At 70.3% G+C, this 19,944-nt stretch carries 18 protein-coding genes; 9 read left to right on the forward strand and 9 right to left on the reverse strand.

Annotation, left to right across the window (positions count from 1 at the left end):
• Nucleotides 1-16: 16 nt before the first annotated feature.
• Nucleotides 17-910 (forward strand): IS5 family transposase, encoded by an 894-nt coding sequence (locus tag SLUN_RS38635; RefSeq protein WP_254710053.1) that lies wholly within the window; start codon nucleotides 17-19, stop codon nucleotides 908-910.
• 280 nt (nucleotides 911-1,190) lie between these two features.
• On the opposite strand, the gene SLUN_RS38640 is transcribed toward SLUN_RS38635, so the two are convergent.
• Both SLUN_RS38640 and SLUN_RS38645 read right to left on the reverse strand, forming a co-directional pair.
• Nucleotides 1,191-1,520 (reverse strand): hypothetical protein, encoded by a 330-nt coding sequence (locus SLUN_RS38640; RefSeq protein WP_108155229.1) that lies wholly within the window; start codon nucleotides 1,518-1,520, stop codon nucleotides 1,191-1,193.
• A gap of 62 nt (nucleotides 1,521-1,582) precedes the next feature.
• A complete protein-coding gene (locus tag SLUN_RS38645; protein WP_108155230.1) occupies nucleotides 1,583-3,670 on the reverse strand; it encodes a condensation domain-containing protein in 2,088 nt (695 codons plus the stop codon).
• A 223-nt stretch (nucleotides 3,671-3,893) separates the two neighbouring features.
• Here SLUN_RS38645 and cimA point away from each other — a divergent pair, with 223 nt between their 5' ends.
• Nucleotides 3,894-5,522 (forward strand): citramalate synthase, encoded by a 1,629-nt coding sequence (cimA, locus tag SLUN_RS38650; RefSeq protein ID WP_108155231.1) that lies wholly within the window; start codon nucleotides 3,894-3,896, stop codon nucleotides 5,520-5,522.
• 34 nt (nucleotides 5,523-5,556) lie between these two features.
• Here the strand turns inward: cimA and SLUN_RS38655 are convergent, their stop codons facing one another.
• The gene (locus SLUN_RS38655; RefSeq protein WP_108155232.1) at nucleotides 5,557-6,513 is read right to left on the reverse strand and encodes an aromatase/cyclase; all 957 of its coding nucleotides are present in this window, start codon (nucleotides 6,511-6,513) and stop codon (nucleotides 5,557-5,559) included.
• A 422-nt stretch (nucleotides 6,514-6,935) separates the two neighbouring features.
• On the opposite strand from SLUN_RS38655, the gene SLUN_RS38660 reads away from it, so the two are divergent.
• Nucleotides 6,936-7,391 (forward strand): nuclear transport factor 2 family protein, encoded by a 456-nt coding sequence (locus tag SLUN_RS38660; RefSeq protein WP_108155233.1) that lies wholly within the window; start codon nucleotides 6,936-6,938, stop codon nucleotides 7,389-7,391.
• A 121-nt stretch (nucleotides 7,392-7,512) separates the two neighbouring features.
• Here SLUN_RS38660 and SLUN_RS38665 read toward each other — a convergent pair whose 3' ends face one another.
• On the reverse strand, nucleotides 7,513-8,334 hold the full coding sequence (locus SLUN_RS38665) for an AfsR/SARP family transcriptional regulator (protein ID WP_108155234.1): 822 nt from the start codon (nucleotides 8,332-8,334) through the stop codon (nucleotides 7,513-7,515).
• Between the two features lie 256 nt (nucleotides 8,335-8,590).
• Between SLUN_RS38665 and SLUN_RS38670 the strand changes: the two genes are divergently transcribed.
• Both SLUN_RS38670 and SLUN_RS38675 read left to right on the forward strand, forming a co-directional pair.
• The gene (locus tag SLUN_RS38670) at nucleotides 8,591-9,328 is read left to right on the forward strand and encodes a thioesterase II family protein (protein ID WP_108155235.1); all 738 of its coding nucleotides are present in this window, start codon (nucleotides 8,591-8,593) and stop codon (nucleotides 9,326-9,328) included.
• Complete coding sequence (locus tag SLUN_RS38675; RefSeq protein ID WP_108155236.1) at nucleotides 9,325-10,326, forward strand: AfsR/SARP family transcriptional regulator; 1,002 nt, start codon at nucleotides 9,325-9,327, stop codon at nucleotides 10,324-10,326. Before SLUN_RS38670 ends, SLUN_RS38675 begins: the two co-directional genes overlap by 4 nt.
• Nucleotides 10,327-10,493: 167 nt before the next feature.
• Here SLUN_RS38675 and SLUN_RS38680 read toward each other — a convergent pair whose 3' ends face one another.
• Nucleotides 10,494-11,324 carry an AfsR/SARP family transcriptional regulator gene (locus SLUN_RS38680; protein WP_108155237.1) on the reverse strand — a complete coding sequence of 277 codons (831 nt, stop codon included), beginning with the start codon at nucleotides 11,322-11,324 and terminating at the stop codon, nucleotides 10,494-10,496.
• A gap of 377 nt (nucleotides 11,325-11,701) precedes the next feature.
• Between SLUN_RS38680 and SLUN_RS38685 the strand changes: the two genes are divergently transcribed.
• Nucleotides 11,702-12,424 (forward strand): ScbR family autoregulator-binding transcription factor, encoded by a 723-nt coding sequence (locus SLUN_RS38685; protein ID WP_108155238.1) that lies wholly within the window; start codon nucleotides 11,702-11,704, stop codon nucleotides 12,422-12,424.
• A gap of 74 nt (nucleotides 12,425-12,498) precedes the next feature.
• Here the strand turns inward: SLUN_RS38685 and SLUN_RS38690 are convergent, their stop codons facing one another.
• The 3 genes from SLUN_RS38690 to SLUN_RS38700 form a co-directional block, all read right to left on the reverse strand.
• Complete coding sequence (locus SLUN_RS38690; protein WP_108155239.1) at nucleotides 12,499-13,119, reverse strand: ScbR family autoregulator-binding transcription factor; 621 nt, start codon at nucleotides 13,117-13,119, stop codon at nucleotides 12,499-12,501.
• A gap of 214 nt (nucleotides 13,120-13,333) precedes the next feature.
• Entirely contained in the window at nucleotides 13,334-14,569 is a 1,236-nt protein-coding gene (locus tag SLUN_RS38695; protein ID WP_108155240.1) for a cytochrome P450 family protein, read from the reverse strand.
• Between the two features lie 143 nt (nucleotides 14,570-14,712).
• Nucleotides 14,713-15,393, reverse strand: coding sequence for a ScbR family autoregulator-binding transcription factor (locus SLUN_RS38700; RefSeq protein WP_108155241.1), 681 nt, complete (start codon nucleotides 15,391-15,393; stop codon nucleotides 14,713-14,715).
• Nucleotides 15,394-15,827: 434 nt separating this feature from the next.
• On the opposite strand from SLUN_RS38700, the gene SLUN_RS38705 reads away from it, so the two are divergent.
• The gene (locus SLUN_RS38705; RefSeq protein ID WP_108155242.1) at nucleotides 15,828-17,744 is read left to right on the forward strand and encodes an acyl-CoA dehydrogenase family protein; all 1,917 of its coding nucleotides are present in this window, start codon (nucleotides 15,828-15,830) and stop codon (nucleotides 17,742-17,744) included.
• A gap of 7 nt (nucleotides 17,745-17,751) precedes the next feature.
• On the opposite strand, the gene SLUN_RS42540 is transcribed toward SLUN_RS38705, so the two are convergent.
• Nucleotides 17,752-18,411 (reverse strand): GtrA domain-containing protein, encoded by a 660-nt coding sequence (locus tag SLUN_RS42540; protein WP_371413934.1) that lies wholly within the window; start codon nucleotides 18,409-18,411, stop codon nucleotides 17,752-17,754.
• A gap of 280 nt (nucleotides 18,412-18,691) precedes the next feature.
• Here SLUN_RS42540 and SLUN_RS42200 point away from each other — a divergent pair, with 280 nt between their 5' ends.
• Together SLUN_RS42200 and SLUN_RS39810 are read left to right on the forward strand one after the other, a co-directional pair.
• On the forward strand, nucleotides 18,692-19,411 hold the full coding sequence (locus SLUN_RS42200; protein ID WP_108155243.1) for a TetR family transcriptional regulator: 720 nt from the start codon (nucleotides 18,692-18,694) through the stop codon (nucleotides 19,409-19,411).
• A gap of 248 nt (nucleotides 19,412-19,659) precedes the next feature.
• On the forward strand, nucleotides 19,660-19,827 hold the full coding sequence (locus SLUN_RS39810) for a hypothetical protein (RefSeq protein ID WP_159100460.1): 168 nt from the start codon (nucleotides 19,660-19,662) through the stop codon (nucleotides 19,825-19,827).
• Nucleotides 19,828-19,944 lie beyond the last annotated feature (117 nt).

Consider the following 19,944-nt stretch of genomic DNA (forward strand, 5'->3'; position numbering starts at 1 on the left):
CGCGACCGCCCTGCAGTTGGCTCCCCTTCAGGTCGCGGCCCGGCACCCCGTCATGCCGCTGTCCCGCTACCGCTACCCCTCCGACACCAGCGACCTCGAATGGGCCCTCCTGGAACGACTCCTGCCCACCCCCGCCTGTCAGACCCCCAAGGGCGGGGCCCCGGAGAAGTGGCCCCGCCGACGCGTGGTCGATGCCATCCGCTATATCACCGATAACGGGGCGAAGTGGCGCGCGCTGCCCGCCGACTTCGGCATCCCGTGGCGCACTGTTTTCGGGTATTTCGCCCGCTGGGCGAAGGCTGGCGTCCTCAAGCGGATCCTTGACCAGTTGCGTCGGCGGTTGCGACTGCGCCGTCGTCGTTGCGCCTGGCCGGTCCGGGTGATCGTGGACTCTCAGTCCGTCAAAGGTGCGGAGACAGTGTCGAACGCGACGCGTGGATACGATGCGAACAAGCATATAAATGGGCGGAAGCGACATCTCCTTGTTGACCAGGACGGCCTGCTCGTCGACCTGCTCGTCACCCCCGCCGACGTCCAGGACCGCGACGCGGCCCGCATCCTGCTCACCCGCCTCCACACCGAACACCCCGAAATCGTCCTGGTCTGGGCGGACAACGGCTACGGAGGCGAGGAGTTCAGCACCTGGGCACAGACCACCCTCGGCATCACGATCAAGGTCGTCCCCCGCCCCAAGGACGCAAAGGGCTTCGTTCTGCTGCCGAAGAGGTGGGTGATTGAACGGTCAAATTCGTGGACGATGCGGGCCCGGCGCAACGCGAGGGACTACGAGCGACTGATGGCCCACGCAGAAGCCCACATCCAGTGGGCCTTCATCACGCTCATGTCGCGTCGCCTGGCCCGCCCTCGCCGCCAGGCCGAGGCGTTGCCGGCCACCCTCGCCGCCGTCTGAAGGCCAGCCCGCTGCCGCTGCCGTTGCCGTTCGGAACGGCGACCATCGACGCCCAACCGAACGGCAAACCGGATCACTACCGGCTTCAGATCGTCGTGACCTGCGAAGAGAGGATGTGACACAGCTTCTCAGGGGGAGGAGCGGAGAGCGGGCGCAGCTTGCGGGGACCGGTGCCGGGGAGGCTGCGGCCGGCGTAGACAGTCGTGCGTTCCAAGGCCCTTGCGCGAGGCGGGTTCTCGAGCCCACCGCAAGCGCGCGTCCAGCCCGGGCGAGCCCCGGCTCAGCGGCGCCTGCGTGTGCCCGGCCCGGCATCCGGCGGCTCACCCGGGCCCCGGCCCGCTCCGGTCTCGGCCTTAACTGCGGCCTCGGCGGCGGCGTACACGGCCAGGAAGGTGGCCAGGCCCCGCACCATGGGCTGGGCGGAGAGCGCGGTGACCGGCACGCCGCGGCCCAGCCCCGCGCACAGGGCGCCGTGCGTGCGCAGCGCGGCCGCCGATATCGCGCCCGGGGCCTGCTGGCCATGCTCCCGGTCGGAGCAGGCCATGCCGAGGGCCTCCGCCCAGGCCTGGGAGACGAGTTCTGCCATGCGCTCCTGTGATGACTCGGGCATGTCCACCCTCCGCTGTACGACGGGTCGGTTCAAGCGAGGTTCGTAAAGAGCTTCGGAAACGGTCAGGGAAGGCGTCTCGTGGCGGAGTCGAGCATCCGGGCGAGCTCGTCGGCGCCGGCCGTGGCACCGGTGAGCACCACGACCCGGGGCCGGCCGCCGTGCGCCGCGACCAGCCGGGCGATCTCGTACACGGCCACGCCGTCCCCGGAGAATCCGCCGAACGCGACCTGCCGGCCCGCGTCGATCCGGGGCCCCAGCGCGCAGTACCAGGCGGGCGCTCCGCCGGGCACGGGGCACAGCAGGACAAGCTCCTCGGGCCCGGGATACGCCCGCGCGAGCCGCTCGTAGAAGGAGCTGGGCGTCCCCGTGGCCTGCACGAGGGCGACGGTGCCCGCACCAGAGTGCGCCGCGGGACGCAGTACGACGGACGCCGGCGCCGCGGCGGCCTCGCCTGCCCCGCCGCCTCTGCCCGCGCCGCTGCCGGGTCCGGCGCTCATGCCGGACAGCAGCTCGAGAACCTGGGCGACCGTCGTGGACTCCCCTGCCCGGTCGGGGAGTTCGCGCAGCAGCAGCACGCTGTACGCGAGGACCTCGGCGGCATCGGCGAGCCGGGCCTGGTCGTACGACGCGGTCAGGACGAGCCGTCCGGCACCGTCGTGGTGGGCGACCAGCGTGAGAGGGAAGGCCGTGTGCGCGCTCAAGGTCTCCGGGGGCTCCACGTGGACTCCCAGAGCGGCGAGTTCGCACTCCACGTCGTCCGGGATCCGGGGCCGGGTCTCGAAGGCGAGGAGGCTGTCGGCCGGGGCGAGCGCGTCCTTGGCCCAGGAGCGGATCTGGCCCGCCGACACCCATTCGTAGGCCGCCATGTCCAAGGCCCGGTCCCGCAGTTCGGCCAGCAGGCTGGGCACGGTGGCACGCGGATCGACCACGACGGACAGGGGCTGCGGGTTGCACAGCGCGCCGGGCAGTCGTTCCACACCGTCGAACAGGATGCCCCGCCCGGAGACGGTGGTGCAAAAACGCACGGGCGCCGCGCCCGCGGCCCTGCCGGTCCGGTACAGCAGCAGCGCCCACACGGCCTGCAGCACCGTGCTCTCGGCAGCGCCCCAGCCGGCGGCCCAGGTGGCGAGGCGCGCGGTCTCCTCCGGGGTGAGCCGGAGCCGGGCGCGGCCGCTGCCCGTGGCACTGGTGTCCGTACCGGTGAAGGCGGGAAAGGCGGGCAGGCCGGGAGCGCCCGGGGCCGGGGCGGGGCCCGGCGGCACGCTCCGGGACCAGAAGTCCTGTGCCGGGGCGGTGTACTGGCCCGTGAGCCACTGCGCGTAGTCCCCCATGTCGGGGCGCCGTTCCCCACCGGGCAGCAGGCCGCCCGCGAGGTAGGCACGGTAGAACTCGCGCAGCAGCAGGCGCACGCTCCATCCGTCGAGCAGGGCGTGGTGGTAGGTGAGCAGTACCCGGGTGGGCGTGGCGGTGGCGAACATGACGGGTCCACCGCCCAGTACGGTGACGCGCAGCGGCCCGGGACGGCGCGGGTCGAGACCTCGGCTCCGGTCGCGTTCGACCAGCGTGCGCCAGTCGGCGGTGCCGTGCGCGAGGCGTACCACCTCGGGTTCGACCTTGTCGTGCACCACGATCCCCGGCTCGGGTCCGTCGTCGAAGGCAGTGCGCAGCACGCTTTCGCAGTCGAAGACGGACCGCCAGGCGGCCGTGAACCGCTCGGTGTCCAGGGGCCCGTGCCAGTCCCACGCGAGCTGTTCCACCTGGCGGCCGGTGCCGGGGTGGGCGTCGGCGTCGGCGAGCAGTTCGCGCTGGAGCGGCGTCGCCGCGGCGCGGCGTGCGGGCAGGACGCAGCTCGCGGGTTCGTTCGTGAGCAGGTCGGCCAGCAGGCCGAGCGGGAAGTCGCTGTGTGCGGCCCCCGCATCGGCGGTGAACCGCAGCGTGTGATGCCCGGGGCCGTGGGTCTCCAGCGCGGGGCGCCATGCCGGGGCGTCCGGATGGCGGATCGCGATGCTGTCCAGGGCGGCCTCGACACGGGCGGTGTCCAGGGAGCCGTGCAGTTCCAGGACGGGCAGCGCGCCGTGCGAGGCCGCGCCGAGGTCCGCGACGACGGTCATCGTCTCGTCCTGCGGTATGCGTGCGGGGTGACTGGTCATCGTGTGTCCGGGGTGCGCCCGAGAAGAACCCCTTCCTCCTCCCTCTGCGGAAGCGCGGAACGAGTATGCGAGGCCCGCCCATACGGGCCTGACACGGCGCTGACACGGCGCTGGTGTTCAAGACTCCGTCCACGCCCGCTGGAGAAACGGCGACCGGCCCCCGGGCGTGAGTAGCGTGCCAGGCGGCAGAAGTGGATACGAGCACGAGGACGAGGAGCTCGCCATGGGAGAACCGGACTTGAGGAAGCAGGCCGAGGCCTCTTCCGTCGACGACGACTTCCATGTCTTCGACACCACGCTGCGCGACGGCGCCCAGCGCGAGGGCATCAACCTCACCGTCGCGGACAAACTGACCATCGCCCGGTACCTGGACGACTTCGGGGTGGGCTTCATCGAGGGCGGCTGGCCCGGCGCCAATCCGCGCGACACCGAGTTCTTCGCTCGTGCCCAGCAGGAGATCACCTTCGAGCACGCGCAGTTGGTTGCGTTCGGTGCCACACGGCGCCCGCACTCCAAGGCCTCCGAGGACCTGCAGGTCAAGGCGTTGCTCGACTCCGGCGCCCCGGTGATCACGCTGGTCGCCAAGTCGCACGACCGTCATGTCGAACTCGCCCTGCGCACCACGCTGGACGAGAACCTCGCGATGATCGCGGACACCGTCTCGTATCTGCGCGGGCAGGGCCGCCGGGTGTTCGTGGACTGTGAGCACTTCTTCGACGGCTATCGCGCCAACCCGGCGTACGCCAAGGCAGTGGTGCGTACCACCGTCGAGGCCGGCGCGGACGTCGTGATCCTGTGCGACACCAACGGCGGGATGCTGCCCCCGCAGGTCCAGGCAATCGTCGCTACCGTTCTCGCCGACACCGGCGCGCGCTTGGGCATTCACGCCCAGGACGACACGGGCTGCGCGGTGGCCAACACGCTGGCCGCCGTCGACGCGGGCGCCACGCATGTGCAGTGCACCGCCAACGGTTACGGCGAGCGCGTCGGCAACGCCAATCTCTTCCCGGTCGTCGCGGCCCTGGAGCTCAAGTACGCGAAGAAGGTGCTGCCCGAGGGCGCGCTCGCCGAGATGACCCGGATCTCGCACGCCATCGCCGAGGTCGTGAACGTGACCGCCTCAACCCACCAGCCGTACGTCGGTGTCTCGGCCTTCGCCCACAAGGCGGGCCTGCACGCCTCCGCCATCAAGATCGACCCGGACCTGTACCAGCACATAGACCCCCAGCAGGTCGGCAACACCATGCGGATGCTCGTCTCCGACATGGCCGGCCGCGCCTCGATAGAGCTCAAGGGCAAGGAGCTCGGCATCGACCTCGGCGACGACCGCGAGCTGGTCGGCCGGGTCGTGAGGCGCGTCAAGGAACGCGAGTTGGCCGGTTACACCTACGAGGCCGCCGACGCCTCCTTCGAACTGCTACTGCGCGAGGAGACCGAGGGCAGGGCCCGGCGCTACTTCCGGATCGAGTCCTGGCGCGCCATCGTCGAGGACCGCCCCGACGGCACCCACGCCAACGAGACGACCGTGAAGCTGTGGGCCAAGGGCGAGCGCATCGTCGCCACCGCCGACGGCAACGGCCCCATCAACGCCCTCGACCGCGCCCTGCGCGTCGGCCTCGAAAGCTTCTACCCGGAGCTCGCCAAGCTCGAGCTCGTGGACTACAAGGTCCGCATCCTGGAGGGCGAGCACAGCACGGAGTCCACCACCCGCGTCCTCATCTCCACCTCCGACAGCACCGGCGAATGGTCCACGGTGGGCGTGGCCGACAACATCATCGCCGCCTCCTGGCAGGCCCTCGATGACGCCTACACCTACGGCCTGCTGCGCGCGGGAGTCGAACCTGCCGAGTAGCGGGAGTGTGGTGGCCGGCCGGGGTGGCTGTGTGTCACAGCATCCGGATCGCGGACTCCGCGTGCCGTTTGGCGAGGTTCAGTACGGCCGTGGACGTGCGGCCGACCGCTTCGCGGACATGGCGGCGAGCATGGGCGATGTCCGCACCCTCGCCCAGGACCTCCCCCACGGCCTCCTCGCACAGCACCACGGTCTGCTGCGCCACGACCGTCACCCCGGTCTCGTCGGACACCACCGACCACTCCCCAGTGTGAGCCGCCAGCAGCGCCGCAGGGGACGTCTGCTTATGGACGATCCGGCCCGCGTGCGGAAAACACATCCGCACCGACTCGGTCGTCTGCACCGACCCGTCGGGGATCCGCGTGTCCATCGACATGACCTGTACGCCCGGCGCCTCCTCGACCAGCTCAAGGCGGTCCACATGCGACACCAGCTCCGGCCAGTCGCCCACCCGGTACAGGAAGTCGTAGACCACTTCCGCCGGGCCCTTGACCCGCACCGAGTCCTCGAAGGACAGCACCAGTTCGTCCAGGACGCTCCAGCGCTCCGCGAGGCGCTTCACACCGGCCAGCTTCGCGCGCGTATCGGCGTGGGTGACCAGGTCGACCCACGCCACGTCGTCGGGCCGGTCGCCGACGACCGTGAACTCGTGCAGCAGCGTCAGCAGGCTGCCCCCGTCCGCCCGTTCCTCGACGGTCCAGATCCCGTTCATCGTCCGAACCGGGGCCTGCGGGTTGAGCCGGCGGAACTCGATGCGCCACTGCTGCGGGTCCTGCGTGCGCAGCGACAGCCACGAGCCGATCCGGCCCTCGTCGGTCGCCCACATCCGCAGCCGTTCGTGCGTCCCGTCGAAGTCCAGCCGCTCGACGTGCACGGTCGACGGGAAGAGCAGCGGCCACCGCTCCGCGTCCGCGATCAGTCCGTAGACGACACCGGCCGGTGCGGCCACCTCGACCGAGTGCCACGCACGGTGCACGCGCTCACCAGACATCACAAACTCCTCTCCCTCGAATCCCTCGAAGCCGGAAGACCGGATTTCGTGCCGCGTCGCTCACCACGGTTGTGTGCGGCTTCGGCAGCGCGCCGCACGGCCCGAGGGGCAACTCGGCCGTGGGGGGACACGGGCCGGCTCCACCGCGGCGGCGGCAAAGACCGGATCGAGGACGCTCGCGACGCCGATCCGCGCACGCATGCGCCCACAGCCCTGCCGCCGGGCCGGGCCGGGCGGGAGGTCCGGACAAGTGAGGTTCGGCACCGCTGGTTCTCCTCCGGCTCTCGGCGGGCGACCGAGTCACCGCCCTGCGCCTTTCACCGTCGACGGGTTCGCTTGAGGAGTCCTCAAAGGGCGCTCAATCTCCGCACCGGAGACTCGCCTTGTCCATCGCAGACCGATGCAAGAGGAAGGCAGGTCACATGACCATCGACATCCGCGCCGAACCAACAGCGCGGGAGACGGAGTTCGCCTCCCTGTATGCGCAGGTCCAGCAGTTCTACGCGGACCAGCTGCAGCTCCTCGACGCCCACGACGCCGAACGCTGGGCGGAGACCTTCACCGAGGACGCCGTCTTCGAGATCCCGGCTCTGAGCGAACCGGTGCGCGGACGCGACGGCCTGATCTCGACCCTGCGCCGCAACCAGGAACACCAGCAGCGCGACGGAGCCCGGCTGAGACGGTGGATCGGCATGCTCGACGTGCGGCCGCAGTTGGACGGGACGCTGCACACCCGCTGCAGCGCGCTGGTGTACATGACACCGCACGGCGGCGAGTCGAAGGTCCTGCACGTGTGTGCCATGGAGGACGTACTCGTCCGCTCGCGGAGCACCTGGCGCACCCGCCACCGGCGGGTGACGCGTGACGACCTCGCCTGAGGCGCTCCCCCCGCCGGACCGGGACACATCCGGCGTGAGTCGTACGCGACCGGGCCGCCGCTGGGCCACTGCGCTGCGGTGGCAGGTCGTGTCGGCGCGGCCCTAAGGCCTGTGGGCCGGCTCAGGCCGCGTAGAGACCGAAGGTCGAGGTGCGACGCGGTCCGGACGCGACGTCCAGCGCCGGGTCGACGGTGAGCATCGCCTGGTGAAGTCGCTGGAGCTGCGGCGAGGGTTCGACGCCCAGCTCCTCGATCAGCCGGTGGCGCAGCGCGCGGAACACGTCCAGCGCCGTGGCCTGCCGGCCGGAGCGGTACAGCGCCACCATGGCCTGGGAGTGCAGGCCCTCGTGCCGCGGGTGGCGGGCGATCAGATCCGTGAGCTCGGCGATGAGTTCGCCGTGGCGGCCCAGTCGAAGATCGGCGTCGATGCGCCGCTCGACGGTGACCAGCCGGCTCTCCTCCAGCCGCATCACTTCTATCCCGAGGACCGACCCGGCGCGTACGTCCACCAGGGCCGGGCCGCTCCACATCGCCAGCGCGTCGCGGAAGTGTTTCGCGGCCCGCTCGTCCTCGCCCACCTCGAAGGCGCTCTGGCCTCCCGTCACCAGCTGCTCGTAGCGGTGTACGTCCACGGATTCCGGCGGCACCTGCAGCAGGTAGCCGCCGTGCCGGGTGGCCAGAACCTCCTTGGCCGTGCCGGGGGCGTCCGGCCCCATCGCGGTGCCCAGACGCCGGCGCAGCTGGACGACGTACGTCTGCAGTGTGGTCAGCGCGCTCTGCGGCATGTCGGTGGCCCAGAGCTCTTCCATCAGCGTGGGCACGGGCACGATGCGGCCCGGATAGAACGCGAACAGGGCCAGAAGTTGCCGCGGCTTGCTCGCGGTCGGAACGATCGACACCCCGTTGACATCGGCGCTCAACGGACCCAGAACCTGAATCTCCACGGTTTCCTCCCGTACTCCGGTCGAGTTCCTAGATGGCTCAAATCCTTCGGCGTTCAGCACGCTAGCCCCGTTCAGCCCGCACCCCCCGGTACCTGGACGCGCGCTCGAGCGGCCCTCCAGAGAAGGGACTGGGGCCGGAAGGCACCCGGCTCGAGAACGCTTGCACGGCCGGTCGAAGCGGACTCGCGCGAACGCTCTGTGCCGGTGCGCCGCGGCTATCGTCCGAAGCTCTGACCGGAACGTCGATGGAGTCACCATGGAACTGCGCCTGTTCGTGTTCCACCACGCTGGTGGTTCGCATCTGATGTACCGCGACTGGCCGGCCCTGTTCCCGGCCGACTGGGACGTACGAACGCCGGACGCCCCGGGCCGCGGGCCGCTGGACAACCGTGCCCCCCTCGGGGACATGGACGCGCTCGTGGACCACTTCCTGCACGAGCTGGACGCCGGACTCACGGGCCGTTTCGCCCTGTTCGGCCACAGCCTGGGCGGCACCGTCGCGTACGAGCTGACCCGGCGGCTGCTCGCCGAAGGCCGTACGCCGCCCGTCTGGCTGGGGCTCTCGGCGCGCGACACGCCCCGCCCCGCCGGCACCGGGCACCTGCGCCACCTGCTCCCCGACGACGCGCTGCGCCGCGAGCTCATCGACATGGGCGGCACACCCGCCGCGGTCCTGGAGAACCGGGAGCTGTGGGAGCTCTTCGCCCCCGTCATCCGCGGCGACCTGCGGCTGTCGGAGACGTGGAGCCCCGAGCCCGCCCGCGTACCGCTGCCCGTGCCGCTGTCCGTGTTCGGCGGCACGCGTGACACAGCGGTGCCGCCCGAGGGCCTCGCCGGCTGGTCCGCTCTGACCGAGCACTTCCTCGGGCAGCACGTGTTCGACGGCGGCCACTTCTACTTCCAGGACGATCCCACCGTGCTGGCCGAGCGGATCACCGCGGAAGTGGGCCGGGCCCTGGCGCTCGCCGGGACCGCATCCGGGGTGCCGCGGTGACCCTCGTCGGGCTCGGCCCCCCGGCCACGGCCCGCGCCGAGAACGAGACGAAGACCGGTACCGAGTTCCGGCTGCTCGGGCCGGTGGGGATACACGACGGGCGGACAGGCGCGGACATCGTGCCCTCCGGCTCCAAACAGCGCGCCCTGCTCTGCGCGTTCGTCATCCACGCCGGTGCGCTGCTCTCCGTCGACCGGCTCATCGAGGAGCTCTGGGGCGACGAGCCCCCGTCGAACGCGCCGAACGCGCTGCAGGCCCATGTGGCCCGGCTGCGGCGACTGCTGCCCTCGCCCGGTACTGAGGGCGCGCCCGGCCACGAGTGGATCAGCACCCTGCCCACCGGCTATCTGCTGACCCTGGGCCGGGCCACCACCGACGTGCACCGCTTCGACCGGCTTTCGGCGCAGAGCCGGGCGGCGGCCCCCTCCGACCCGGGGTACGCCCTGGAACTCCTGCGCCACGCCCTGTCCTTGTGGCGGGGGCCCGCCCTTCAGGACAGCCGGTACGGACCGATCTGCACCGCGGAGGCGGACCGCCTGGAGGAGAAGCGGCTCACCACGCTGGAGACGCTGTACGAGGCGAGCCTGCGCTGCGCCCAGCACGGCGAGATCACCGGTGAGCTGGAGAAGCTGACGGCAGACCATCCCCTGCGCGAACGGTTCTACGACCTGCTGATGGTCGCCCTCTACCGCAGCGGCCGCCAGGCCGAGGCACTGGGCGTGTACGAGCGGGCGCGCCGCCGCCTGGTGGGCGTCCTCGGCATCGAGCCGGGCCCGGCCCTGCGCGGCCGGATGGAGGCGATCCTCCACCAGTCCCCCGGCCTGTCGGCCCCGAAGGGCGCACCGGCGCTCGCGCGGCCCGCCACCCTGACGGAAGCGGTCGACCTGGGCGGTGAGATCGCCCGGCTGCAGCAGCGCATCGACGAACTCAACCGGGAACAGGCGGCGCTGGTACGGCGCTTCGACGCCGTGGCGGCCCTGCTCCCGCAGGCGTCGTAGCCGCGCGAGCCGCCCGCCGCCGGACCAGGACCGACCACGGGCACGGACGAGTGGCGGGCATGCCGAAGCGACCCCCGCGGTCCATCTCCCGCGAGGGTCGCTTCCTGGTCCGTACGCCGCACGAGCGGGCTTCTGCCCCCGTATTGGAGCGCCTTGGCGGCGGTCGGTCAGCCGACGCGGCTCAGTCGTTCGCCGCCGGCCACGGGCACCTCGAGGGCGGGCTCGGGAGCGGCCATGAGGATGGAGCGCTGCAGCCGCCGCAGTCCGACGGACGGCTCGAGGCCGAGATCCCGCACCAGGGAGTGGCGCAGCCGCTGGTAGACATCGAGGGCCTCTCCGCGGCGCCCCGAACGGTGCAGCGCCAGCATGAGCTGGCCGTGCAGGTTCTCGTGCGTGCGGTGGCGGCTGACCAGGACGGTCAGTTCCCCCAGCAGCTCACGGTGCCGGCCCAGCCGCAGATCCACTTCGATGCGCTGGTAGAGAGCACACAGCCGGGTCTCCTCCAGGCGCCGGATCTCCAGCTCCAGCTGCGGCCCGGCCTGTATGTCGACCAGGGCGGAGCCGCTCCACAGCGCGAGTGCGTCGCGCAACTGGCGGGCCGCGCCCGGGAAGTCCTCGGCGTCCATCGCCCGGTAGCCCGTACCGGCCAGCTTCTCGAACTCGCGGACGTCACTGGCGCCGCCCGAGGTCTTGAGGAGGTAGCCGCCCGGCATGGTGACGAGCACGTCCTTGGCGGTACGGGGCTCGGCGTCCTCGGGGTCGTGCTCCAGGGCGACCGAGATCAGCTCGCGCAGCTGCAGAATGTACGTCTGCAGCGTGGTGCGCGCGCTGCGCGGCGGCCGCTCGCCCCAGAGCTCCTCGATCAGCAGCGCCACGGGCACCACCTGATCGGCGTGCAATGCCAGCAGTGCCAGGACCTGCCGCGGCTTCGGCGCCGACGGTGTCACCGGGATCCCGTTCTCTCTGACGGCCAACGCGCCCAGTACATCGATGTCCACGCCGTATCCCCTGTTCGTGTATTCGCGCAATGAGTCACCGGTCGTCCGAGGGCTGCGCGGCAGAGCCGGTTTCTCGGCACACCTGAGTAAAAAACGGGACGGGCGGTTTGTCAATACCAAACCGATCGCGCTGTTTTTGCAATCTTCCATGCCGCCCTCAAGCGGCCCTGCAGCCAGGAGGTGCGGACACGAACGCCAGGACGCTCGGCACTTGAGGCGCGAAGGAGTCGGCGCGGGCCGGCATGCGATGTGAACAACAGAGACGTGCCGCAATGTGCCAATTGAGGGAAATAGGAGCGTACGGCAAACCCTGAAAGAAACCGCCAGGTTGGTTTACTATGTCATAGCCCTCCGCCCACCTACCCGAGGAGCCACCGGTGTTGAAACAGGAGCGTGCCGTACGCACCCGCCACTCACTCGTCCACTCCGCGGCACAGGCGTTCCAGCAGCACGGATACGTTCAGGCGAGGCTGGCGGACATCAGCTCCCGGGCGGGAGTCAGCCCCGGCGCCCTGCACTTCCACTTCGAGAACAAGTCCGCGGTGGCCTCCACGGTGCAGGCCGAGGCCGCCGAGAGCCTGCGCCGGGCAGTCCGCGCGGCGACCCGGCAGCCCGGCATGAACGCGCTGCAGAAGCTGACCGACGCCTCACACGCCCTGGCGGACACCCTGCGCCGCGATGTCGTGGCCCGCGCCGGCTTTCAGCTGAGCTGCGACGAGGCGTGCAAGGCCGAGTGGGACCTGTGCCAGGAGTGGCACAGGTACGTCCAGCGGCTGCTCGAGGAGGCCGCGGACGAGAACCTGCTCTCCGAGGACGTCGCCCGGCACAACGTGGCCGCCTCCATCGTGGCGGCGACCACCGGCTTGGAGGTCCTCGCCAGGAACGACGCCGAGTGGCTCGCGCACGAGACACTCACCGGCCTGTGGGAACTCATCCTTCCGTGCCTGGCCACTGGGGCGGCGCTCACCGTGCTCGAACCGGGCGGCACGCACCCCGGCAGGCGGGACAAGGCAACGCCCGGCGGGCGCAGGCCTGTTCACCGTGCACAGCTCGCGGCGAACCGGACAGCTCTGTCCACCCGCCCGGTGCCCGCACGCTGAGCGGCGGACCGTACCCGGGCCCGCTCCCCCGGCACCACAACCGGCCGGCCCGGCACCACGGCAGTGCCGAACCGTCAGCGCAGCCCGGCCCCGGTGCCGGACGCCACCAGGGTGTCGAGGCTGGAGGACTCCGCGAGCCTGGGCAGCAGCAGCCTCCAGAACCGGGTGAGGGGAGTGTGCGAGAGCCACCGCGCGTCCTGGCGGCCCAGGCTCTCCAGCCCCGCCGTCACCGCCACGACGGCGGTCGCCGCGTCCCGCACCGATGGCCCCCGCGCCAGGGAGCCCTCCCCGTCGGCCCGCACCAGGACGTCCTCCACCCACTCCTGCCACGTACGGCGCAGGCCGGCCTCTGCTCGTACGTGCTCGAGGCTGTCGCTCAGGTCGAACCCGGCGCGCAGCACAACGTCGTCCTCGAGGGTGCGGATGAGGGCATGCGTGGCATCGATCAGCATCTGCAGGGCGCCGTCGGCCTGTTGCTGGGTGATCCGATCCAGCCGCTGCGCGGCCTCCTGGCCGACCGCGTCGGCCAGGGCCGCCTTGCTGGAGAAGTGGAAGTGCAGCGCTCCGCTGCTCACCCCGGCCCGGGCACTGATCGTGGACAGTGAGGCCAGTTCGAAACCGTCGCGGTCGAACAGCTCGGCGGCGGACTCGATCAAGGCGTTGCGCGTACGTACCGCGCGTTCCTGTTTGGCCATCAGAGGGCTCCGGTGGTGCAGAGGGACAGCGGCGGGTGCAGACTGCGGCCCCCTCCGCACAAACCCACACTAACAAACCGCTGAGGCGGTTTCTAGGGTACGTGGTCCATGCCTGCCTGACCACGCGCGTACCCAGCATCCGGAACGGCGAACTCCGCAAGCCTAGTAGAGGCTGCGGAGTCCGTCTGACTGCTCTCCGGGCGGGGCGCGGGGATCAGGCCACTGCTGGCAACAGCACCACGGGCAGGGAGCCGTAGCCGTTCATCAGGAACGTCGGCATGGGCTGCAGCTGCCCGGCGGGGTGGGCGAGTGCCATGTCGGGGAAGCGCTCGAAGAGCGCCGCAAAGGCGGCGGTGGCTTCCAGCCTGGCCAGGGAGAACCCCAGGCAGCGGTGCACCCCGTGGCCGAAGCCCAGGGTGTCGCGGTCGGTGCGCAGAAGGTCGAACGCGGCGGCGTTCTCGCCGTATCGCTCCGGATCCAGGCCGGCGGCTGCGAAGTTGACCAGAATGGGGTCCCCCTTCCTGATCACGACACCGTCGAGTTCGATGTCCTCCACGGCGAAACGCATCGGCGAATAGGCGCCGGGAGTGTGCATCCTCATGGTCTCGCCGAACACCTCGTCCCAGCCGGCGCGGCCGGCGCGCACATGCTCGAGCTGCCCGGGGTGGGCGAGCAGTGCGCCCACGGCGTTGGTGATGAGCGTGGACGTCGTGTCCTGTCCCGCCGCGATCAGGAGAAACAGGGTCCCCAGCAGTTCGTTCTCGGTGAGCCCGTCGCCGTTGTCCCGGACCGCGATCAACGTGGACGTCAGATCGTCACCGGGCTCGGCCCGTTTGGCTCTCACATGCTCGAGCAGCAGCCCGAAGGCCTTCGTGCGCGCGGCCTCCATCTCCTGCGCCGTCGCCATGCTGTCGAAGACCGTGTGCAACGCGGCGGACAGTTCGTCCCGGCCGACGCCCCCTGCGACTCCGAACAGCTCGCAGATCACCCGCATGGGCAGCAGCTCGGCGAACGACGTGCGCAGATCGACCGGCTGTCCCGGTGGCACGGACGCCAGGTCGTCGAGCAGTTCGGCGGTGATCTCCTCGACACGGGGCCGCAGGGCAGCGGTGCGCCGTGCGGTGAACGCCTCCGCGACGAGCCGGCGCAGCCGCGAGTGCTTCTCGCCATAGGCGAACAGCATGTTCTCGTTCGCCACCCACGGGTAGAGCGGCCACTCCTCGGTTATCCGCCCCTCGATGAACTCCGGCCAGTGCAGCCGGGCGTCCTTGGACACGCGCGGATCGGTCAGGAGCTGCTCGACGTACTGCTGACGCACGACGGCCCATGCGATCACTCCACCCGGTAACTCGACCTCGACCGCCGGCCCCTGTGCCCGCAGCATGGCGACTTCACCCGGCAGGTCCCGCCCGGCAACGTCCAGCGCATACGGGCAAGCAGTCGCGTTCATCCGTCCACTCCATTCGGTCGGTCATTGCGTCCTGTGCCTCATCACAGACGCACACCGAGGAGTACAAGTTCCCCGCCGGGCCAGGGCCTGTCGCGGGCCGGACAAGATCGCCCGGGCAGCGCCCCAGGAGCCGCGGGCAGCGGTCACACCGCCGTTTTGGCGGCCTCGAACTCGCGCAGCCTGGTGGCCCCTTCGTACACGCGCGCCGCCCTGTCCGGGGCGAAGTCCAGCCGTACGAGCACGCCCGGAACCGCGATGGCCGACAGCAGAGTCCTCATGAGGTCCGCCACCCGCTCCACGATGTCCTCGTGCCGGGTCATGATCTTCGACAGCACCTGGACCCCAGTGAAACTGCCGGCGAGGAGCTTCGCGGTGTCCGCGATGTCGAGATGGGGGTGGATCTCCCCTCTCTCCTTGGCCTCGGTGAGGAGGGACACGTTGTGGTCGATCCACCCCTGCATCGGAACACGCCGGTCCAGACCGTCCTGCGGGGATCCCTGATCCACGGTGAGCCGCACGCTTCCCCGCACCATGGGGTCACCCATGTGCAGCAGATACGCGAGCACCAGCGCCTCGTCCAGGACCTGTTGCAGAACCAGATCCTGGGCCGGGACCGGTGGGAGAGCGCTGACCTGCGTGGCCAGAACCTCCTGGGCGAGCTCTTCCTTGGAAGTGAAGTGGAAGTAGAGGGCTCCCTTGGTCACCCCGGACCGCTTCAGGATCTCCGAGATGGTTGCCGCGTCGTATCCGACCTCGTCGAAGACCTCAGCCGCCGCCACAAGGATCTTCTCGCGCGTCCTGATAGCTCGTTCCTGTTGCGCCACAGCCACTCCTCCGTACCCCCCAACCGCCCCGTAAAGAAACCGTAGGGTTCGTATGCTAGCACTCGGTGACGCTCCGTAGGGGTGAGGGCGTGAATTCGCCGCTCTCCGTGCCCGTGAGTGGTCCCGCAGGCACCAATCGCCCTCAAAACCGACGAGCAGGACCCAGTATAAAACCGGGAGTACGGTTTTTCAACGCTCCTGCGAGGCGGCCGCCGAGCCTTCCGCCAGCGCCCGCCGCATACACAGTATGCGCAGGTCAGAGCCGCTACTACCGCTTCCGGTAACCGATCTCGGGGCCTGCGGCGGACGACCGGCCGTGCGTTAACAACTCGTCACGACACCCGGAATCACCCTTGAATAGAAACCGGTTGGTACGTATCTTGTAGGCCTGAGTTCCCACTCATGGGTACCTTCACGGGGGAGAGGTTCTGAGCATGACTGTGCTCACGTTCCAGAAGGAAACGCCTACCAGAACAGACGCAGAAACGGCCTCCGCGGCTTCGCCCACGGACGATCCGCAGTTCGAGAGCCGTGCGCTGGCCGCCGGCGAACTGGCACACCTGCTCTTCGACCAACAGGACCGGGACCGGATCCATGAGTCGTGGCGCAAGCTCATCGGCGGCGAGGAGTTCTCCTACCGTCCCGGTCTCGCCCCGGCGGAGCGGGCCGCTCTTTCCTACGCCCGTCTGCGCCTGGTCAACGACGCCGTCGAGGACGCCGAGGCGCTCGCGTGCGACCCCCACCGTCTGGCGAGTCTGCACGAGTGGACCGGGTTCATGGACGGCGGACTGTGCACCTTGGCGAGCATCCACTACAACCTTTTCCTGGGCAGCCTGGTCGACCACGACGACTACCAGCAGCGGGACCTGTCCCCCTTTACCTCGATGCGGCGCACAGGAACGTTTCTCTGCACTGAGCTGGAGCACGGCAACGACGTGGCCGCAATGGAGACCGTCGCCGTCTTAGACCGTGCGACCGGCGGGTTCATCCTGAACACGCCGACTCCTGGCGCGCAGAAGTTCATGCCCAACACGAGTCTGATCGGCGGGCCGAAGAGCGCCGTGGTGGCCGCCCGGCTCGTGATCGATGGCCAGGACCAGGGTGTCTTCCTCTTCCTCACCCCGCTGAGCGACGAGAACGGGCACCTGCCCGGGGTGCGTGTCCGCCTGCTGCCGGAGCGCACCGGAACCCCCGTCGACCACTGCCTCACCGCCTTCGACCACGTATGGCTGCCGCAGGAGGCCCTGCTGGAGGCCGGGCACGGCCGCTTGGACAAGGACGGCAACCTGAGCAGCAACCTGGGCAACCGGCGCAAGCGCCTGCTGCGCTCCATCGGGCGCGTCACCATGGGCAAGCTCTGCATGAGCGCGGGCACTCTGGGCATGTCGCGGGCCGCACTGAGCATCGCGGTGCGCTACGCCCACAGCCGCCACATCAGCGGACCGAAGAGCGGCGAGCGCATACCGCTTGCCGCGCACAGCAGCCACCACGGCCGGCTTCTCGATTCGGCGGCGACGGCCTACGCCATGACGTTTCTGCACCGTTCTGTGGTGGACCGCTGGGCCGGACACACCGCGCAGGACCGGGCGGAGGTGGAGCGTCTGGTCGCTGTCGCCAAGGGCTGGATCACCTGGCAGGCCCGCGAGATCACGACCGAGTGCCGGGAACGGTGCGGCGCACAGGGCCTCTTCCCCTCCAACGGCCTGGCCGACCTGCCACTGAACATCGAGGGCGGGATCACCGCCGAGGGCGACAACCTCGTGATCTGGGTGAAGGCCGCCGCTGAAATGGTCTTCGGCCACCAGGTGGACCTGCGAGACTCCCACGACCTTCCGCCCGCCGAACGGCAGCTGACCGACCTGGACTTCCTGCGCGACCTGCTCGCCCACGTCGAGGCCCTGTGGCAGGCGCGAGCCCGCAAGGCGGTGCGCCGGGGGCCCTCGGGCGACCCGGTCGCCCGCTGGAACGGAACCTCCGGCCCCGCCCTGGAGATGGTCTCGGCCCATTCACGCCTGAAGGCGGCCGACGCCTTTATCGCCGCGGCCGCGCAGGCGACGGACCCCACGGCACGTTTCCTGCTCGAGTCCCTGTGCCGGTTGTTCCTGCTCCAGCAGTTGCGCGAGCACTCCGGAGACCTGCTCGCCGAGGAGCGTCTGACCGTCTCGCACGTACGCGAACTTCCCAGGGCCATCGAGACGGTCGTCGCCGGCCTCGCCCCGCATCTGCTGACGCTCGTGGACGCGTTCGACCTTCCGGACGAGGTCCTGTCCGCCATCCCCATCGCGAGCGGCGCCCGCCTCGACCAGTACCTCGACAGCGCGGCCAACGACACCGAGCCTGTCCTGACCTGACCGCACTTCAGCCGCACAGGGCCATCACCGGCCTGACCCGGCCGGATCCCAGCAGTACCGGCCGGGTGGCATCCCCGATCCCGCCGAGCAGGGGCAGCGGGACGCGCCGAGAGGTCTGCGCGGAGGCGACGTACGCAGGGCGCACACCGTACTTGGCGTACGAGGCGTAGGCGTACGAGGCAGAACGTGCCCTCGCACGGTCGGCCTTGGCGTTCTCGGCGGGCCGCGCCTGGGACGCGCCCCGGCCGCCGGCGAAGACGACGACACGCAGCACGACGAAGCGCCCGATTCCGGCGAGACCGGAGGCCGAGAGGTAGACGATCTGCTCACACAACATGCTGGGCGACGCCCGGACCAGGTGCAGCACGAACATCGCGGCGCAGGTCACCACGTAGGCGCCCGCGGCCGACCCGGCGGACTGCAGGTGCTGCCGCCAGCCGGGTCGGCACCCGGCCCCGAAAGTGAAGCGGCCATGGAGCTCGGTGGCGAGGACGGTCGACGCCGCGGTGATGAGTGCGTTCGCCAGCGCCCAGGGCATCAGCGAAGCCAGCAGCGCCACAGAGGCGCTGGAGGCGAGACCGACGCCGCCACCGCACAGCACGAACCGGGCGAACGCGGCGAACGGCCGGGGGGCTGCGGGGAGTTGGCGGGCTGCTGGCTCCATCATCAAACCTTCCATCCGATCCGTACGCCGTTCACTGTACGCACAATGTACGTCACTACGCACACTGTACGCAAGCCCGCACAGCGTTCGTTCAGAACCTTCGTCTACGGTCTGGAACGGATCCTCAAGGGGCCTGGAGGTCCGGCTCGGGCGTGTGGGTTCCCCGCCGGGTAGGAACGGTTGGGCCGACGCAGCGAGTCGGCCGGCCTCACACCCACACCCACGCTTTACGGCATGTGCCACCGGCCTGAACGACGTCCGCACAACTCAACTCGGAGTGAGCATGGCGAAGCAGCACCGGGCGGTGCGGACGCGAGCGGCCCTCGTACAGGCGGCATCCGCACAGTTCGACCGCGACGGATACGACGGCACGTCCCTGGCCAAGGTCTGCAAGGCCGCGGGCATCTCCCTGGGCGCACTGACCTTCCACTTCTCCAGCAAGGGCGAACTGGCCGATGCGGTGATGGCCGAGGGCCGTGCGCTGACGCAGGCCACGCTGCTGCGGGTGACGGCCCGGCCCGGCCCCGCGCTGGGCAAGGTCGTCGAACTGACGCTGGAGCTCACCCGTCTGCTGGAGAAGGAGACCTCCGTCCGCTCCGCGGTGCGGCTCGCCAGGGAGCGTCCGGGCACCGGCGGCTGGTCGGACATCTGGCTCCCGGTCGTGCAGCAGCTGCTCGACCAGGCGCATGCCAACGGGCAGCTGCGGGGCGGGACCCGGCCCGCGGACGTCACAACGCTGGTCGAGTACCTGACGGCGGGGGCGGAGGCGTATCTCCGCCGCGGGCTGCAGGCGGGGGCGGCATCGGGGAGCGGGGTCGCTCAGCTCGAGAGCATCTGGCGACTGGCCCTGTCGGGAGTGTGCGTGGAGGAGGCGGGCGTGAGCGGCGAAACCGGACGGGCACCGGGCGCGGGCCAGGCGGAACCCCCCCTTCCCGCCGGGCCGTTCGGTGACGACACCTCAGGGTCAGGCGGCTCAGGGTCCGGCGGAGTCATCCACTCCTGAGCCGGCCCCGGCCCGGCCAGTCGCCCGTTCACACTTTGGTTCTGCCACAGGAGCACTCACGTCTCACTCGACAAACAGACCGAACACCCTTTATTTTTGTTTACGATGATCCGCCTGAGGCGGGCGGACCGTGTGCACGCCAAAGGGGAACTGGCGGCCAAGAGGCAGCTGGCGCCTGATACAGCACAGCAAGGCTCTGCGCGCCTCCAAGCCGCGGAGCGTCACTTCGCACGCCCGGGGGAAACGGCATGCTGCTCACCAAGGAACGTCCTCTCACATCACCACCCGGTCCGCTGACCACGACGGCGCCCGAGGAGTCCGTTCAACGGCCCGCGCTGTCGGAAGCGTTCCTGACCGGCAGGCCCGGGACCGGACCCGGCACCTGTACGGCGAACGCCGACATCGCTGCCCTCTGAGCAGCTCTCCCCCGCCCCGCCGCCGCCGGCGGCGGTCCCCCCACGGACCGGCCGCCAAAGGTGCCGGCAGGGGCGGAGGTCACCGTCCCGCGCTCGCGGGACGGAGTCATGGGCCTG

Origin of the sequence: Streptomyces lunaelactis (assembly GCF_003054555.1) — a bacterium.
In the GTDB taxonomy this organism is placed as follows: Bacteria; Actinomycetota; Actinomycetes; order Streptomycetales; family Streptomycetaceae; genus Streptomyces; species Streptomyces lunaelactis.